Origin of the sequence: Rathayibacter sp. YIM 133350, assembly GCF_037404875.1 — a bacterium.
Taxonomy (GTDB): domain Bacteria; phylum Actinomycetota; class Actinomycetes; order Actinomycetales; family Microbacteriaceae; genus Orlajensenia.
On the sequence record NZ_JBBELO010000017.1, the window covers coordinates 44323 to 60982 of the forward strand.

Below are 16660 nucleotides of genomic sequence, written 5' to 3' on the forward strand. Positions count from 1 at the left end.
CTTCTAGTCGCTCGTGACCGCGAGGTCCGGCGTCACCGCGCCCGTTCCGACGGATGCTCCCGCACCCACGCCGGCTGTGAGCTCACGACGCGACGTGGTGAACACGAACTCGCCGTTCTGGAAGTCGACGTACACGTGGTCACCCGACCCCAGCTCACCGTGGAGGATCTTCTCCGAGAGGCGGTCCTCGATCTCGTGCTGCACCGCGCGGCGCAGCGGGCGAGCGCCGAGTGCGGGGTCGAAGCCGACCTCGATGAGGCGCTCCTTGGCGGGCAGGGCGAGCTCGACCGTCATGTCGCGGTCGAGCATCCGCTCGCTGAGGCGCTTGATGAACAGGTCGACGATCTGCAGCAGTTCCGGCTTGGACAGCTGCGGGAACACGATGATCTCATCGACGCGGTTGAGGAACTCCGGCTTGAAGTTCTTCTTGAGCTCGTCGTAGACCTTGCCGCGCATGCGGTCGTATCCGGTCGTCGGGTCACCCTCGATCTGGAAGCCGACGGGGCCGCCCGAGATGTCCTTCGTGCCGAGGTTGGTCGTCATGATGATGACCGTGTTCTTGAAGTCGACGACGCGACCCTGGCCATCGGTCAGGCGCCCCTCCTCCAGAATCTGCAGCAGCGAGTTGAAGATGTCGGGGTGGGCCTTCTCGATCTCGTCGAACAGCACCACACTGAAGGGCTTGCGACGCACCTTCTCGGTCAGCTGGCCGCCCTCTTCGAATCCGACGAATCCGGGAGGGGCGCCGAACAGACGCGACACGGTGTGCTTCTCGCCGTACTCGCTCATGTCGAGCGAGATCATGGCGGCCTCGTCATCGAAGAGGAACTCCGCCAGCGCCTTGGCGAGCTCGGTCTTTCCGACGCCGGTGGGGCCGGCGAAGATGAACGAGCCCGACGGGCGCTTCGGGTCCTTGAGCCCCGCCCGCGTGCGGCGGATCGTCTTGGAGAGGGCCGCGATGGCCTCCTCCTGGCCGATGACGCGCTGGTGCAGCGCCTTCTCCATGAAGACCAGGCGCGAGCTCTCCTCCTCGGTGAGCTTGAACACCGGGATGCCGGTGGCCTGGGCGAGAACCTCGGCGATCAGGCCCTCGTCGACGACGGCGGTCGTCTTCACGTCGCCCGACTTCCACTGCTTCTCGAGGCGCAGGCGCTCACCGAGCAGCTGCTTCTCCTCATCGCGCAGCGAGGCGGCCTTCTCGAAGTCCTGGTCCTCGATCGCGGTCTCCTTGGCGGCGCGCACCACGGCGATCTTCTCGTCGAACTCGCGCAGCTCGGGAGGCGACGAGAGGATCGAGAGACGCAGGCGTGCGCCCGCCTCGTCGATCAGGTCGATCGCCTTGTCGGGCAGGAAGCGGTCGCTGATGTAGCGGTCGGCGAGGTTCGCGGCAGCGACGATCGCGCCATCCGTGATCGACACCTTGTGGTGGGCCTCGTAGCGGTCGCGCAGTCCCTTGAGGATGTTGATCGCGTGGGGCAGGCTCGGCTCGGCCACCTGGATCGGCTGGAAGCGGCGCTCGAGGGCCGCATCCTTCTCGAAGTGCTTGCGGTACTCATCGAGCGTGGTGGCACCGATGGTCTGCAGCTCTCCACGGGCCAGGAGGGGCTTCAGGATGCTCGCCGCGTCGATGGCGCCCTCGGCCGCACCGGCGCCGACGAGCGTGTGGATCTCGTCGATGAAGACGATGATGTCGCCGCGGGTGCGGATCTCCTTGGTGACCTTCTTGAGGCGCTCCTCGAAGTCGCCGCGGTAGCGGCTTCCGGCGATGAGCGAGCCGAGGTCGAGCGAGTAGAGCTGCTTGTCCTTCAGGGTCTCGGGAACATCGCCCTTGACGATGGCCTGGGCCAGTCCCTCGACCACGGCGGTCTTGCCGACGCCGGGTTCGCCGATGAGCACCGGGTTGTTCTTGGAGCGGCGCGAGAGAATCTGCATCACGCGCTCGATCTCCTTCTCGCGCCCGATCACCGGGTCGAGCTTGCCTTCGCGCGCAGCCTGCGTGAGGTTGCGGCCGAACTGGTCGAGGATCTGCGAACCGCCCTGAGCGGCCTGCTGCTCGTTGGCGCCCACCTGTACCTGCTCCTTGCCCTGATATCCGGAGAGCAACTGGATGACCTGCTGGCGCACGCGGTTGAGGTCGGCGCCGAGCTTGACGAGGACCTGGGCGGCGACGCCCTCGCCCTCACGGATGAGACCGAGCAGGATGTGCTCGGTACCGATGTAGTTGTGGCCGAGCTGGAGCGCTTCGCGCAGGCTCAGCTCGAGCACCTTCTTCGCACGGGGCGTGAAGGGGATGTGACCCGTCGGCTGCTGCTGTCCCTGACCGATGATGTCCTGAACCTGCTCGCGCACGGCATCCAGTGAGATGCCGAGCGACTCGAGTGCCTTCGCCGCGACGCCTTCACCCTCATGGATGAGGCCGAGCAGGATGTGCTCGGTACCGATGTAATTGTGGTTGAGCATCTTGGCCTCTTCCTGGGCCAAAACGACGACACGACGGGCTCGGTCGGTGAATCTCTCGAACATCTCTACTCCCCTCGGCTTCCACGCGGGTGGGTCGCCGATACATCGAGAGTAACGAGGCGCTCGCGCGGAATCTGCGGTGTTCGCCGTGGGCGCACCGGCTCTCAGTGCAACTGAAGGGCAACCACCGAGCCCAGGTGCAACCTCGCCCCGTTTCCCTGGGGTTACCCACCAAAAGGCACGCGAGTACTCTTCACCTGGAGCACATCATGCATTCGGTGTTGAAGTTCGCAGTGGGCGTGGGGGTTGGGGTCGGGTTCGCGGTCATCGCGACCTCGCCCTCCAGTGCGGATCCCATAAGCACCGGATTCGCGTTCGTGGAAGGCGCCCCGAACCAGACGTTCGTGGTTCCGAGCGGGGTCTGCCAGGTCTCCGTGGTCGCACTCGGGGGCGGTGGGGCCGGTTTCTCGGAGTGGTCATCGCTCTACGTGCCTCGGTCTGCGGGCGCGTCGGTGAGCGCTGTGCTCCCCGTAGCGGCCGGGGATACGCTCGGGTTCGTCGTGGCCGGAGGCGGCGGTCTGGGTGATCCGTCCACGCCCGGCCCCGGTGGTGCGGGCGTCGTTTCCGGAGGTGACGGCGGCCGACCAGGGATTCCGCTCCCGAACGATGAGCTCGGTCAGAACAGAAGCGCCGGTGGAGGCGGTGCAACCGGGGTTTCGCTCAACGGCCAGGTGATCATCATCGCCGGGGGCGGAGGCGGGGGTGGCCTAGGCTTCTCCGCTGAAAGCGGCTGGGGAGTTTCCTACCCCGGAGGCAACGGAGGAGCCGTCGGCGAGACAGCCGGTGGACGGGCATTCCAAGGGCGCGCGGCCGGTGGCGGTGGTGGCACGGCCGCAGGCGGAGGAACAGGCAGCGCGGGCGGTACCTGGGCCACGAAGGACCCGATAACCCAGATCGACGGTTCCCCGGGATCGGATGGGACGCAGACGGCGGGCGGCGTCGGTGGTGATAATGGCGACTCCGGAGTCAGTCCGTATCCCGGAGGAGGAGGAGGCGGCGGCGGTTACTACAGCGGTGGCGGCGGAGGTGGAGGCGGCACTACGCACTCTCGGTTTGGGGACATCTTCGAGCCCGGAGCCGCCGGCGGCGGTGGCTCCAGCCTCGGCCCGGTGAATGCCGTCTTCTCGACCGCTCCCTTGACCTCCGACGGCAACGGAGCGGTGACGCTGTCGTATGACACGAGCTCCCGTGCGGGGTGCGCGGCGCCAACACCACCGACCGCCACGCCGCATTTCGCAACCACCGCCCGAGCGACCTCAGTTCTCGTCCGAGCGCTGGATGGTGATGCTGGAGACGCCATCAGAATTCAATCCGTCGGCCAGACCTCCGACGGGACAGTCAGCATGAATCCCGACGGCACGATCACCTTCGTTCCCGATGCCGCGTTCTTGGGAACCACTGTCTTCACCTACACCATCGTCGACTCGGCCGGCCAGACAGCAACTTCAACGGTGACAATTACTGTCACGTCGAACGTGAACCCCGCGGTACTTGCCGCTTCCGGCTTCGAGGTTGCTTCACCGTTGGCAATCGCGACGAGTTCGGTCGTTGCCGGTGCGACTCTTGTGGCGTTACGGCTTCGACGCAAGGGCACGGAAGGTACCAGTCGGCCTCGATGACACCGATCAAAACCCCCTAGCCCGGCTGCGGGCGATGCCGTGTGGCGCCGTCGAGGGCCTAGCGCAGGGCGGGGAGCGTGATGGTTCGCCCTTGAACGGTGATCGTCACGTCGGAGCGCGAACTCACGCCGGCGGGGGTGTCGAAGACGGTGGTGTGGGGCACGTAGTCCATGGTGCAGACGGTGTCCGGCGGCAGGGTCACGAGCCGGGCGTCGAGCCAGTTGGGCGACTGCACGTTCAGGCGTTCTCCCGTCGGCGGGCAGGTCGAGCTGCCGTAGAGGGTGAGGGCCAGGCGATCCCCGCCGGACAGCCACGACGCGAACGGCTCGAGCCGGCTCTCGTCGGGCGTGCCCGTGGCTCCCTTGGGATAGCCGGAGTAGTCCTCGACCGGGCGATTGCCCTGCGAGGCGCACCCGGCGAGTGTGAGGGCGAGCGCCGCGACCGCAACCGAACTGCACAGAACTTGCGGCATCCGCCTCATCGCCATAGCGTCACAGTACCGGTGAAGGAAGGACGGCGATAGGGCTCATGCGAACCCTTCGACACCCCCGACAGCGCTTCGACGAAACATGAGAGCCTCTCAGGAAACGTTCTCGTTACGTTCACGTTGCGCACCACCCGACGTGCGACGACCAGCCCTTACAGTAACTTTCAGCCGCCCCGAGCGGAAAAGCTTGGGCAACGTCGCCCGTCCTTCGACACCCATTGACGAGGAACGGACGACATAATGCGAAAGACTTTAGTGACAGGGGGAGCCGGTTTCATCGGCTCGAACTTCGTGCGCTATCTGATCGAGAACACCGATGACCAGGTCACGGTGATCGACAAGCTCAGCTACGCGGGCAACCAGGAGAACCTGGCCGGACTGCCGACGGACCGGCTGCGCTTCGTGCGCGGCGACATCTGCGACACCGAGCTCGTCGACGAGCTGTTCGCCGGGATCGACGCTGTCGTGCACTTCGCCGCCGAGAGCCACAACGACAACTCGCTGCACGACCCCCGGCCGTTCCTGGACAGCAACATCATCGGCACGTTCACGTTGCTGGAAGCCGCCCGCAAGCACGACGTGCGCTTCCACCACATCTCGACCGACGAGGTCTACGGCGACCTCGAGCTGGATGACCCCGAGCGGTTCACGGAATCCACTCCCTACAACCCCTCGAGCCCGTACTCCTCGACCAAGGCCGGCTCCGACCTGCTCGTGCGCGCCTGGGTGCGCTCGTTCGGCGTGCGTGCCACCATCTCGAACTGCTCGAACAACTACGGCCCCTTCCAGCACGTGGAGAAGTTCATCCCGCGCCAGATCACCAACGTCGCCCAGGGCATCCGGCCCAAGCTGTACGGAACCGGCGAGAACGTGCGCGACTGGATCCACACGAACGACCACTCCTCCGCCGTGCTGCGCATCCTTGAAGACGGCCGCATCGGCGAGACCTATCTCATCGGTGCCGACGGCGAGAAGAACAATAAAGAGGTCGTCGAGCTCATCCTGCGCCTCATGGGCAAGGACCCGCAGGCCTACGACACCGTCACCGATCGCCCGGGCCACGACCTGCGCTACGCGATCGACTCGACCAAGCTGCGCACCGAGCTCGGCTGGGAACCCTCATTCCGCGACTTCGAGAAGGGCCTGGCGGCGACCATCGACTGGTACCTCGCGAACGAGGCCTGGTGGGCGCCGCAGAAGTCCGAGGCCGAGGCCCGCTACGCCCTGCAGGGACAGGCGTGATGGCGGCGGAGGCCAAGAAGCTCGCGCTGCGGGAGACCCCGATCCCCGGCCTGCTGGTGCTCGATCTTCCGGTGCACGCCGACGAGCGCGGCTGGTTCCGTGAGAGCTGGCAGCGTCAGAAGATGCTCGAGGTCGGCCTGCCCGACTTCGGCCCGGTGCAGAACAACGTCTCGTACAACGTCTCCACCGGCACGACCCGCGGCATCCACGCCGAGCCGTGGGACAAGCTCGTCTCGGTCGTGACCGGCAGCGTGTTCGGGGCGTGGGTCGACCTGCGTGAGGGACCCAGCTTCGGCACGGTCTTCACGACCCTCATCGATCCGTCGGTCTCGGTGTTCGTGCCCCGCGGCGTGGGCAACTCGTACCAGAGCCTGGAGGAGAACACCTCCTACAGCTACCTGGTCAACGACCACTGGAGCGCGGAAGCGGGCGCGGAGTACACCTTCGTCAACCTCGGCGATCCGGCCCTCGGCATCGAATGGCCCATTCCGCTCGACGAGGCGATCATCTCGGCGAAGGATGCCGCGCATCCCGTACTCGACGACGTCGTGCCCATGCGGCCGCGTCGCACCCTCGTCGTCGGCGCGAACGGCCAGCTCGGACGTGCCTTGCGCACGGTCGTGCCCGAGGCGGAGTTCGCCGACCGCACGGAACTGGACATCTGCGAGCCGAACCTGGCGACCGCCCGGCGGTGGCGCGACTATGAGGTCATCATCAACGCGGCGGCCTACACGAAGGTCGACGTCGCGGAATCCGAGGAGGGCCGCAAGCAGGCCTGGCGGGTGAACGTGAGCGCGGTGGCGGCCCTCACGAGAGTGGCTCACGAGAACAACATCACGCTCGTGCACATCTCATCCGACTACGTGTTCGACGGCACCAACCTCGAGAGCGACGAACTGGCCCCCGTGTCGCCGCTCGGCGTCTACGGCGCAACGAAGGCCGCGGGCGACGCCATTGTGTCGGTGCTTCCCCGGCACTACATCCTCCGCTCGAGCTGGGTGATCGGCGACGGGGCCAACTTCGTGCGCACCATGGCCGACCTCGCCGCACGAGGCGTCGACCCCGCTGTCGTCGACGACCAGATCGGGCGCCTCACCTTCGCGAGCGAGATCGGCCGCGCCATCCGCCACCTGCTCGACGTCGGCGCCCCGTACGGCACCTACAACGTGACGTCGGGTGGACGACCCCTGTCGTGGGCCGAGGTGGCCCGGCGCGTCTTCGAGCTGACCGGTCACGACCCCCGCCGCGTCACCGGCGTGAGCACGGCCGAGTACTTCGCGGGCAAGCCGGATGCTGCGCCGCGCCCGCTCAACAGCGTGCTCTCACTGGAGCGCATCCGACAGACGGGCTTCGAGCCCGCCGACCTGGACGTCGCCCTCGACGAGTACGTGGAGCGACTGGCATGACCACCCTGTTCTCGACCTCACCCTCAACTCACGAAACCTGACGGAGGTTCCAGTGCGTATAACTGTGATCGGATGCGGCTACCTCGGCGCTGTCCACGCCGCCTGCATGGCGGAGCTCGGCCACGAAGTGGTCGGCATCGACGTCGACGAGCGCAAGATCGCCGCCCTGCAGAAGGCGGAGGCGCCGTTCTTCGAGCCGGGGCTGCCCGACCTGCTGGCCTCGGCCACGGCGACGGGGCGGCTGCGGTTCACGACCGACATCTCCGAGGCGGCCGACTACGACGTGCACTTCGTCGCGGTGGGCACCCCGCAGAAGAAGGGTGAGAACGCGGCCGACCTGCGCTACGTGGACGCATCCGTCACCGCACTGGTTCCCCACCTCAAGCCGGGCGCGCTCGTCGTCGGCAAGTCGACGGTTCCCGTCGGCACCGCTCGGCGTCTGGCCCAGCTCGTGGCCGAGGGACAGCCCGAGGCGCTGCTCGCCTGGAACCCCGAGTTCCTGCGCGAGGGCTTCGCCGTGAAGGACACCATCGCGCCGGACCGCCTCGTCTACGGGGTGCCGAGCGATGAGACCGGCGAGACCGCACGCGGGATCCTCGATGAGGTCTACGCCACCGCACTCTCGAACGACACCCCGCGCATCGTCACCGACTTCGAGACCGCCGAACTGGTGAAGGTCTCGGCGAACGCCTTCCTCGCCACCAAGATCTCGTTCATCAACGCGATCGCCGAGGTCTGCGAGGCAACAGGGGCCGATGTCACGCAGCTCGCGGATGCGATCGGCTACGACACCCGCATCGGGCGCAAGTTCCTGAACGCCGGACTCGGATTCGGCGGCGGCTGCCTGCCCAAGGACATCCGGGCCTTCATGGCGCGGGCCGGCGAGCTCGGCGCCGACCAGGCCCTGACCTTCCTGCGCGAGGTGGACGCCATCAACATGCGCCGCCGCTCGCGCGCCGTCGACCTCGCCCGCGAGGTGTGCGGCGGCACGCTGCTCGGCAAGAAGATCGCGGTTCTCGGCCTGGCCTTCAAGCCCGACTCCGACGACACCCGCGACTCGCCTGCCCTCAACGTCGCCGCCCAGCTGCAGTTGCAGGGGGCAGCCGTGGTCGCGACCGACCCGGCCGCCATCAACAACGCCCGGCAGCAGTTCCAGGGCCTGAGCTTCGCTGAGACGGTCGAAGAGGCCGCCTCGGGAGCGGATGCCGTGCTGCTGCTGACGGAGTGGAAGCAGTACCGGGCACTCGATCCCGAGTGGCTTGGATCGATCGTTCGTGAGAAGGTCATCGTGGACGGCCGCAACTGCCTCGACCCCGCCGTGTGGCGCGAGGCGGGCTGGCGCTACCGGGCACTCGGGCGCCCCTGATCCAGGCCCGAACCAAGGAGGAACACTCATGCGCGGAATCATCCTGGCCGGCGGGTCGGGCACCCGGCTCTGGCCGATCACCAAGGGCATCTCGAAGCAATTGATGCCCATCTACGACAAGCCGATGATCTACTACCCGCTCTCGACGCTCATGATGGCGGGCATCCGCGAGATCCTCATCATCACGACACCCGAGTACAACGCGCAGTTCCAGGCGTTGCTCGGCGACGGCTCAGGCCTCGGAATCCGCCTCGAGTACGCGGTGCAGCCCTCCCCCGATGGACTGGCCCAGGCCTTCATCATCGGCGAGGAATTCATCGGCGACGAGTCGGTGGCGCTCGTGCTCGGCGACAACATCTTCCACGGAACGGGGCTGGGCACCGCCCTGCAGAACAACGTGGAACTGGATGGCGCACTCATCTTCGCCTACCACGTCGCCGATCCGGGCGCCTACGGCGTCGTGGAGTTCGACCACGAGATGCGCGCCATCTCCATCGAGGAGAAGCCGGCGCATCCGAAGTCCAACTACGCCGTTCCGGGTCTCTACTTCTACGACAACTCGGTCGTGGAGGTCGCCAAGTCGATCACGCCGAGCGCCCGCGGGGAACTCGAGATCTCGACGGTCAACGAGAGCTTCCTGCACAAGGGCGCCCTGCACGTCGAGGTGCTGGAACGCGGCACCGCCTGGCTCGACACGGGAACTTTCGAGTCGATGATGCAGGCCTCCGAATACGTGCGCGTGATCGAGGACCGGCAGGGTTCCAAGATCGGATGCATCGAGGAGGTCGCCTGGCGGGCCGGCTGGATCGACGACGAGCAGTTGTTCCGGCTTGCGGAGCCCCTGCAGAAGAGCGGCTACGGCCGCTACCTCAGCCGCCTGCTCAGCGAAGCGATTGGCGCTCCGGCCTGAGTCGTATACCCTCGTTCGGGGGGTGTCCCTTCGGCACCCTCCGCAGTTGCACACGGCGACAGCAGCAGACACCGATGACCTGATCGCTCTCGGGGGATGAGCGCGAGAGTACTGGAGCGCTCCATGCACCCCACGAATCCGGCCCTCCCCGACACCGCGATCAGACGCCGCCGACGATGGCTGGGAACCGGCGTGGTCGCTGCGCTCGTCGCCGGCACGCTCGGTGCCCTCGTTCCCGCTGGCGTCTCGTCGGCGGCCACCGACACCGTCGTCGAGAGCTTCGACTCCGTATCGTCGTGGATGGTGAGTGACGGCAGCGGATCGCTCTCGACCACGGCGGGTGCGGCATCCAACGCCGTGAAACTCTCCTACGACCTCGGCGGCGGCGACGTCATGATCGCGCGCCGCACCACGCCCGCCGCCCAGAGCTCCGTCGCCTTCACGCGCCTGGCCGTCTCGGTGAAGGGAGACGGCAGCTGGAACACGCTGTTCGTGCGACTGAAGGATGCCTCTGGCGAGCTCTTCACCTACCGGCTGGGGACCCTGCAGAGCACCTCGTGGAAGAGCCTGACGGCCGACCTGACCGCAGCGCCGGGCGCCAAGGAACGCGGCGACGGCGACGGCATCCTCGACGCGCCCATCTCGGTGGTCGACGTGCGGGTCGACCGCAACTCATCCCAGCCGGCCAAGGGGACCGTCTCGCTGGACTCGCTGCGGCTGAGCAGTGACGGCTGGGCGGCGCCCAAGGCCGATCCGCAGCGCTTCAGCCCCTCCAACGGCGGCGTGACGAAGGTCAGCTTCACCGCGGGTGGCGCCGGTGACTGGAAGCTCCTGCTGCGCGATCTCTCCGGCCATGTGCGCACCATCACCGGCACCGCGAAGGCGGCCGGTCCCGTCACGGTCGCCTGGAACGGCAAGGCCGATGACGGCAGCATCGCCTCGGGATCGATCGAAGCGACCCTGACCCATGACACGTCGGCCAACGGCGGGCTCGATGGCGCCCTGGTGCGCACGAGCAACCCGTATGCCGCCGGCGCGACGACGCGGCCGGTCAACGTGAACAGTGCGTCGTTCGTCGGCGCGAACGGTTCGCTCACGACGATCGACGATGCCGCGGAAGCCGACCACCAGGCCGCCCTGCTCGAATCGGGCCGGGTGCGTTACGTGCGCGAGGAGTTCGACTGGAACCGTGTCGAGCCGCGCAACGGCATGTTCGACTGGTGGAAGTTCGACCAGGCCGTCAACGTCGCCTGGGCGCGCAACATGTCCGTCGTGGGAAAGCTCGTGTATTCGGCCGACTGGGCCTCGTCCGCCCCCGCCGGAACTCCCGAGTCCCAACTTGCCTACTACCCTCCGCGCAACCTGGACGACTACGTCGACTACGTCCAGAAGCTCGTGACGCGCTACAAGGGCAAGGTGAAGGTCTGGGAGGTCTGGAACGAGCCGAACACGACCCAGTACTGGAAGCCCGCGCCGAGCGCATCCGCGTACGCCAAGATGCTGAAGGCCGCGGATGCGGCGATCAAGCGCATCGATCCGACCGCGACGGTTCTCGCCGGGGCGTTGTCGGGGTTCGATGTCGACTTCATGGAGTCGGTCGCTGCCAACGGCGCGGGAACCGCCTACGACGGCCTCTCCATCCACACGTTCGTGCGGGGAGCGCCCGAGACGAGCATCATGCCCACCTGGATCGCGGCCGCCAAGTCGTTCCTCGCGCACAAGAATCCCAAGGCCTCGCTGTGGATCACCGAGATGGGGTGGTCGACCTGCGGCGACGGATGCGACGGCGGGGTCGGCGAGACTGCCCAGGCGCAATACCTCTCACGGGCGTACCTGATGGCCGCCGCCGACGGCGTGAAGGCCGTGATGTGGTGGGGCCTCGCAGAATATGGATCGGGAGCCTCGCGCATCGAGAACTACGGCCTCGTGCAGAAGGACGGCAGGCAGAAACCCGCGTATGCCGCCCTCCGCGACCTCGGAAAGGCGGCGTCGGAGACCGCATCCATACGGGCGATGGCACCGACGAACGGAACCTCGAGCGTGGTCTCGAGCCTGGCGAACATCCCCGAGAGAGCGATCACCGCAACCTCGGGAAGCAACGCCGTCTCCTCCGCCAAGGCGATCGACTCGCCGTCGGGGGGCGGACTGAACGTCTCGTACTCGTTCGCGACGGCGAAGGGCTTCACGATGAAGGTCGACAAGCCGGTCAGCGGAAAGCCGAAGGCGCTCTCGGTGCTCGTCTCGGGCGACAACAGCGCGAGCTCCATCTTCATCTCGTTCACCGACGCAAAGGGCGAACTCTTCGAGGCCAAGGTGGGCAATGCCGTGGGGAAGGACTTCTCACGCAAGACCTTCTACTTCGACGGCGGCAACTCGAACTATTCGCACAGCGGCAGCGGTGTCATCGACTACCCGATCAAGGTCAAGGCCATCACCGTCTACAAGGGCATCCTCGGCGTCGAGACGGGCAAGATCGCCCTGTCGAACCTCACGGCGCATTATGGATCGATCGTGCGCGGAGACGCGTTCTCCGGGAAGGGCTTCACTCTCTCGGCCGCGTACACCATGAATCCGGGCACGCTCACGCTCCCGGTCGCCGGAGGTGCGGTGAGTCTGGGCGTACTCGATGGAAGCAGCCTCTCGGTCACCGGTGGAAGGGTCGCCGTTACACTCGGACCGCAGCCCCAGTTCGTGCGCACGGATGCTCCCTGAGAACCCGAAAAAACCTCAACACTCGCCACTGCCGGACTGTACCCTGTTCGTGGGGCACCTTTCTTTCCCTGTGTTTGACCGCACTCTCCCATGGAGTCACCGGACAAGGGCCTGAGAGACGTGCCGTTACGGAGAGGGGACTCCGATGACACGCTCCACTGTTTCCGCTATGCGCGCACGCGGCCTTCGAGCGCTCGCCGCCTCGGCTGTGGCTGTTCTGGCGATCTCGATCGCCCCGGCCGGGTTCGCCCAGGCCGATCCGCACGATCCCCCGCCACCGTTCTCCGAGACGGATCCCGTGCTGCCGAGCCCCGAGGCAGCGGCGCTCGCGAGCCAGCCCGAGACGGAACCCGCCGCCGAGCCCCCACTGAACGACGACGGCGCCCCACTGCTCGAGGACCCGGCCGCGCCTGGCGACGCGAAGGTGTGGGCACAGCCGGCGCCGGGCGTCGGAGCCGAGGCGGTCACCGACACGTTCAGCGACGCTAGCGCCTGGACGATCACCTCCGGCACCGGCACGGTGACGACGGCGACAGCGGCCGACGGCTCCCAAGACGCGGTGAGGCTCGGCTACGACCTCAGCGGCGGAGACGTGCGGATGGGCACGGCCGACACGCCCGTGCCCATTCCGAGCCAGGCGTACACGCGGGTCTCGGTTCGAGCACTGGGCGACGGAACCTACAACACGCTCTACGTGCGGTTGAAGGACGCCGCCGGCGAACAGTTCACCTACCGCCTCGGCAACATCAACTCCAAGACCTGGACGACGCTCTCGGCCGACCTGACGGCGAAGCCATCGCTGGATGAGCTCGGCGACAAGGACGGCATCCTCGATGCGCCGATCATCGTCACCGACTTCCGGGTGGTGCGCAACGGCAGCGCATCCAAGACCGGCAGCGTCACGTTCGATACCCTGAGCTTCACGACGGACGGCTGGAGCTCGCCGGCCTCGAGCCAGCGCCGCTTCTCCCCGGGCAATGGCGGCAGCACGACGCTCAGCTTCACCGCCGGGGCACCGGGTGACTGGGCGCTGGTGGTGCGCGACCTCGCCGGCGGGCACAGCCGCACGTTCACCGGCACGGCCGACGCCGCCGGCCCCGTGTCCATCAGCTGGAACGGCAAGACCGCAGACAACGTCGCCATGGCGGGCAATATCGAGGGCGACCTCTCGCACGACGACTCTCCCGACGGTTCCCTCGAATCGACTCGGGTGACCTCGGCGAGCCCGTACCTCACGGGCGCGTCCGTGCGGCCGCCGAACGCCAACCAGGCATCCTTCGCGGGCATCAACACCTTCCTCACCTCGACGGATGACGCGGCCAAGGTCGACAGCGAGACCAAGCTGCTCGAAGACGCCCGCATCCGCTACGCCCGCGATGAGTTCGAGTGGAACCGCATCGAGCCGCGCGACGACAACTTCGATTGGTGGAAGTTCGACCAGGCCGTCAACCTCGCGTACGCCCGCAACGTCGAGTTCATCGGCAAACTCGTCTACTCGGCCGCGTGGGCATCCTCGGCGCCCGCGGGAACCCCAACCAACCAGATCAAGTACTACCCGCCGAGGAACCTCGCCGACTACGTGGACTACGTGACAGCGGTGGTCTCCCGGTACAAGGACAGGGTCAAGGTCTGGGAGGTCTGGAACGAGCCGAACTTCGACGACTACTGGAAGCCGGCCCCCGACGCCGCCGCCTACGCCAAGATGCTGAAGGTGACCTACGCGGCCATCAAGAAGGTGGATCCCACGTCGACGGTGCTGGCGCCGGCCACAGCCGGCTACGACGCGGCCTTCATGAACACCCTCAGTGCCAACGGCGCGGACAACAGCTACGACGGACTGTCGATCCACGCCTATGTACGCGGCACGCCGGAGGCGAACATCTTCTCGACCTGGGTCTCGGCGGCCAAGGCCTACCTCGCCCTGCACCACCCCGGCGGCTCGCTCTGGATGACGGAACTCTCATGGTCATCGTGCACGGACTGCGAGGGCAGCAATTCCGAGCAGGAACAGGCGATCTACTTGGCGCGGGCCTATGCGATCGCGGCCGCTGCCGGCTTCAAGGCGATCACGTGGTGGAGTCTGCTCGAGTTCGGAACGTCACCGTCACGGCTCGACAACTACGGACTGGTGACCGCGGACGGCAGACAGAAACCGGGCTATCTCGCGCTCAAGAACCTCGGCACGGCCGCTGCGGAGACCACGGTCGAGGGAGAGCTGCCACCGACGGATGCGGACTCGGGAGAATTCTCGGACGTGTTCCGGCTCTCTGCCTACGCGCTTCAGCGCATCGGCTTGGGCGACGTGGCTCGCCACCTGGTGCACCTCGTGCGCGGCGGGGCGCGATTCGACTACGACGTCTCGAACGGCAAGGGCGATGAGTTCAATACCATCGTGTCCGTGCCCGGTGAGCCGAAGGCCATCTCGGTGCTCGTCTCCGGTGACGTGAGTGCCAACTCGTTGTTCATGCGGTTCACCGACCGCACGGGCGAGTACTTCGAGGCGAAGATCGGCAATCTCGACCAGACCGACCTCGCGCGGAAGACCTTCTACTTCGACAGCAACATGTCGAACTACTCGCATGGCGGGGGCAACAACAACAACGTGATCGACTATCCGATCACCATCCGTCGGCTCACAGTCTATCGCGGCCTTCTGGGCATCAACACGGGCTCGTTCACCACCACGGACTTCGTGGCGCACTACGGCAACGTGTTGCGCGGCATCAAGTACGACGGCAAGGGCTTCGACATCTCGGGCCCCTACTCGGTCGCACGCCAGATCGTCGACGTGCCGGTCGGCACCGCGACGAAGGCGACCCTCGGCCCGGTGAGCGGCCCGACGCTACCGGTGAAGAACGGCAAGGCGGCGGTCGACGTGGGACCCCAAACGGAGTACGTGCGTCACTGAGTGCGGGCCGCTCCGGCCGGTACGCGAGCGGGAGAGGGGCACCCCCTCTCCCGCTCGCGTGTCTCAGCGCAGCTGTCGCGCGATGACGATGGGGATTTACCCTCTTGCGCTCGACGTTTCAGGGCAGGCTGCGCGCCATGACGATGCAATCCATCCTCGGCCGCTCGCGTGTCTCAGCGCAGCTGTCGCGCGATGACGATGAGGAGGCTCGCGCTCTTCAGCAGGTAGGCGACGCCCATGCCGATGGCGGCGCCCAGCGGCCCGGCGAGAATCGCGCCGGTGGCGATGGCCGCGAGCACGATGACAGCGAAGACCGCGCCGTTGACGCTGACGTAGTGCTGGCGTCCCTGGGACTGCAGGATGGTGCCGAGCGGTGAGGCCAACGCGATGAACGGCAGCCCGATGAGCATCGCGGCGAGCGTGGGAGCGGAGGCCGCGAAGGCGTCGCCCATGAGCAGGACGACGATGGGCTGGGCGAAGACCGCGATGATGGCGAGCGGCACGACGAGTACCCCGAAGGCGAGGGCGACCCTCATGGCCATGCGGCGGGCGGCAGCCGCATCCTGTCGGGCGCTGTGGGGCATGACCACGTTGGCCAGTGCCGACGGCAGAAGGTAGAACGGGTTGGTGATGCGGGTCGCCGCCGCGTAGATACCTGCCGAGTACGTGCTGCCGACGGCCGCGACGATGCTCGTGTCGAGCGTGCGCACGTGAGCCGTCGCATTGCTCACCAGATAGGGCCAGGCTTCGGTCGCGGCACGGAAGGCCTGCCTGCGCGAGGACCCCGTGGTCTGGACCTTTCCGCGCATCCAGAGACGCAGCTGGGCCTGCCCGATGATCGCTGCCACGAGGGCGGCCAGGCTGAAGCTGATGATGGTGTCGAAACCGGCCACGACACCGATGGCGAAGAGACCGAACGAGATGACCCTGCGCAGCAGGATCGAGATCGCCGGGACCGCCTTCAGCCGATCGGCGACCGGAACCGCCATGGCCGTGTTGGTGTTCTTCTCGATGACGAGGGAGAGACCGAGGGCCATGAGCGCCCAGGGGATGCCCGCGCTCAGCCAGAGGATGCCGAGCACGAGCACGGTGCCGACTCCGAAGACGACGCTCGAGAGAGCGTTGAAGCGCAGCGCGTCGACGACCTTGTCTTCATGGCCGAGCGCCCGCTCCTTCGCGAGATAGCTGGAGATGCCGAAGTCGGCCACGATGACGATGAATGACATGACACTCGTCACGATGCCGATGACACCGATAGCGGCCACTCCCACGAGGCGGCCGAGCCAGATGTAGCCGAGCGCACTGAGCGCGCTGGCGATGATCTGCGCGGCGAGGATCCACACGAACTGCTTCTTCACACTGCCTCCGACGTGTCGCGGAACGGGAATTCCGCAGCGGCGCGGGGGGCGGCGACCGATCGCCACGTTGAGCCGAGCTTAGATCGGCACCACTTGTTAATGCGACCGAAATAGTGCACTGTTAGCTTCCAT

10 protein-coding genes are annotated in these 16660 nt (G+C 66.8%); 7 read left to right on the plus strand and 3 right to left on the minus strand.

Features of this window, described 5'->3' with window-relative positions:
- Positions 1–3: 3 nt before the first annotated feature.
- Positions 4–2523 (minus strand): ATP-dependent Clp protease ATP-binding subunit, encoded by a 2520-nt coding sequence (locus tag WDJ51_RS03980; RefSeq protein ID WP_337851136.1) that lies wholly within the window; start codon positions 2521–2523, stop codon positions 4–6.
- A gap of 1106 nt (positions 2524–3629) precedes the next feature.
- Between WDJ51_RS03980 and WDJ51_RS03985 the strand changes: the two genes are divergently transcribed.
- On the plus strand, positions 3630–4139 hold the full coding sequence (locus WDJ51_RS03985; protein WP_337851137.1) for an Ig-like domain-containing protein: 510 nt from the start codon (positions 3630–3632) through the stop codon (positions 4137–4139).
- Positions 4140–4197: 58 nt separating this feature from the next.
- On the opposite strand, the gene WDJ51_RS03990 is transcribed toward WDJ51_RS03985, so the two are convergent.
- Positions 4198–4611: a hypothetical protein gene (locus WDJ51_RS03990; RefSeq protein ID WP_337851138.1), complete on the minus strand. Its 414-nt coding sequence runs from the start codon at positions 4609–4611 to the stop codon at positions 4198–4200.
- Between the two features lie 255 nt (positions 4612–4866).
- Here WDJ51_RS03990 and rfbB point away from each other — a divergent pair, with 255 nt between their 5' ends.
- The 6 genes from rfbB to WDJ51_RS04020 all read left to right on the plus strand — a co-directional run bounded on the left by rfbB (position 4867) and on the right by WDJ51_RS04020 (position 15170).
- On the plus strand, positions 4867–5868 hold the full coding sequence (gene rfbB / locus WDJ51_RS03995; protein ID WP_337851139.1) for a dTDP-glucose 4,6-dehydratase: 1002 nt from the start codon (positions 4867–4869) through the stop codon (positions 5866–5868).
- On the plus strand, positions 5868–7274 hold the full coding sequence (locus WDJ51_RS04000) for a bifunctional dTDP-4-dehydrorhamnose 3,5-epimerase family protein/NAD(P)-dependent oxidoreductase (protein WP_337851238.1): 1407 nt from the start codon (positions 5868–5870) through the stop codon (positions 7272–7274). The genes rfbB and WDJ51_RS04000 overlap by 1 nt, the downstream gene beginning before the upstream one ends.
- Before the next feature lie 52 nt (positions 7275–7326).
- Positions 7327–8640 (plus strand): UDP-glucose dehydrogenase family protein, encoded by a 1314-nt coding sequence (locus WDJ51_RS04005; RefSeq protein WP_337851140.1) that lies wholly within the window; start codon positions 7327–7329, stop codon positions 8638–8640.
- A gap of 28 nt (positions 8641–8668) precedes the next feature.
- Positions 8669–9550, plus strand: coding sequence for a glucose-1-phosphate thymidylyltransferase RfbA (gene rfbA, locus WDJ51_RS04010; RefSeq protein ID WP_337851141.1), 882 nt, complete (start codon positions 8669–8671; stop codon positions 9548–9550).
- A gap of 123 nt (positions 9551–9673) precedes the next feature.
- Complete coding sequence (locus WDJ51_RS04015) at positions 9674–12262, plus strand: endo-1,4-beta-xylanase (protein ID WP_337851142.1); 2589 nt, start codon at positions 9674–9676, stop codon at positions 12260–12262.
- Positions 12263–12407: 145 nt separating this feature from the next.
- Entirely contained in the window at positions 12408–15170 is a 2763-nt protein-coding gene (locus tag WDJ51_RS04020) for a GH39 family glycosyl hydrolase (RefSeq protein ID WP_337851143.1), read from the plus strand.
- 173 nt (positions 15171–15343) lie between these two features.
- On the opposite strand, the gene WDJ51_RS04025 is transcribed toward WDJ51_RS04020, so the two are convergent.
- Positions 15344–16528 carry an oligosaccharide flippase family protein gene (locus tag WDJ51_RS04025; RefSeq protein WP_337851144.1) on the minus strand — a complete coding sequence of 395 codons (1185 nt, stop codon included), beginning with the start codon at positions 16526–16528 and terminating at the stop codon, positions 15344–15346.
- Positions 16529–16660: the final 132 nt, after the last annotated feature.

Coding starts and splice junctions, on each gene's coding strand:
- WDJ51_RS03980 (WP_337851136.1), bottom strand. CDS start 2,523: ATGTTCGAGAGATTCACCGACCGAGCCCGTCGTGTCGTCGTTTTGGCC.
- WDJ51_RS03990 (WP_337851138.1), bottom strand. CDS start 4,611: ATGCCGCAAGTTCTGTGCAGTTCGGTTGCGGTCGCGGCGCTCGCCCTC.
- rfbB (WP_337851139.1), top strand. CDS start 4,867: ATGCGAAAGACTTTAGTGACAGGGGGAGCCGGTTTCATCGGCTCGAAC.
- WDJ51_RS04000 (WP_337851238.1), top strand. CDS start 5,868: ATGGCGGCGGAGGCCAAGAAGCTCGCGCTGCGGGAGACCCCGATCCCC.
- rfbA (WP_337851141.1), top strand. CDS start 8,669: ATGCGCGGAATCATCCTGGCCGGCGGGTCGGGCACCCGGCTCTGGCCG.
- WDJ51_RS04015 (WP_337851142.1), top strand. CDS start 9,674: ATGCACCCCACGAATCCGGCCCTCCCCGACACCGCGATCAGACGCCGC.
- WDJ51_RS04020 (WP_337851143.1), top strand. CDS start 12,408: ATGACACGCTCCACTGTTTCCGCTATGCGCGCACGCGGCCTTCGAGCG.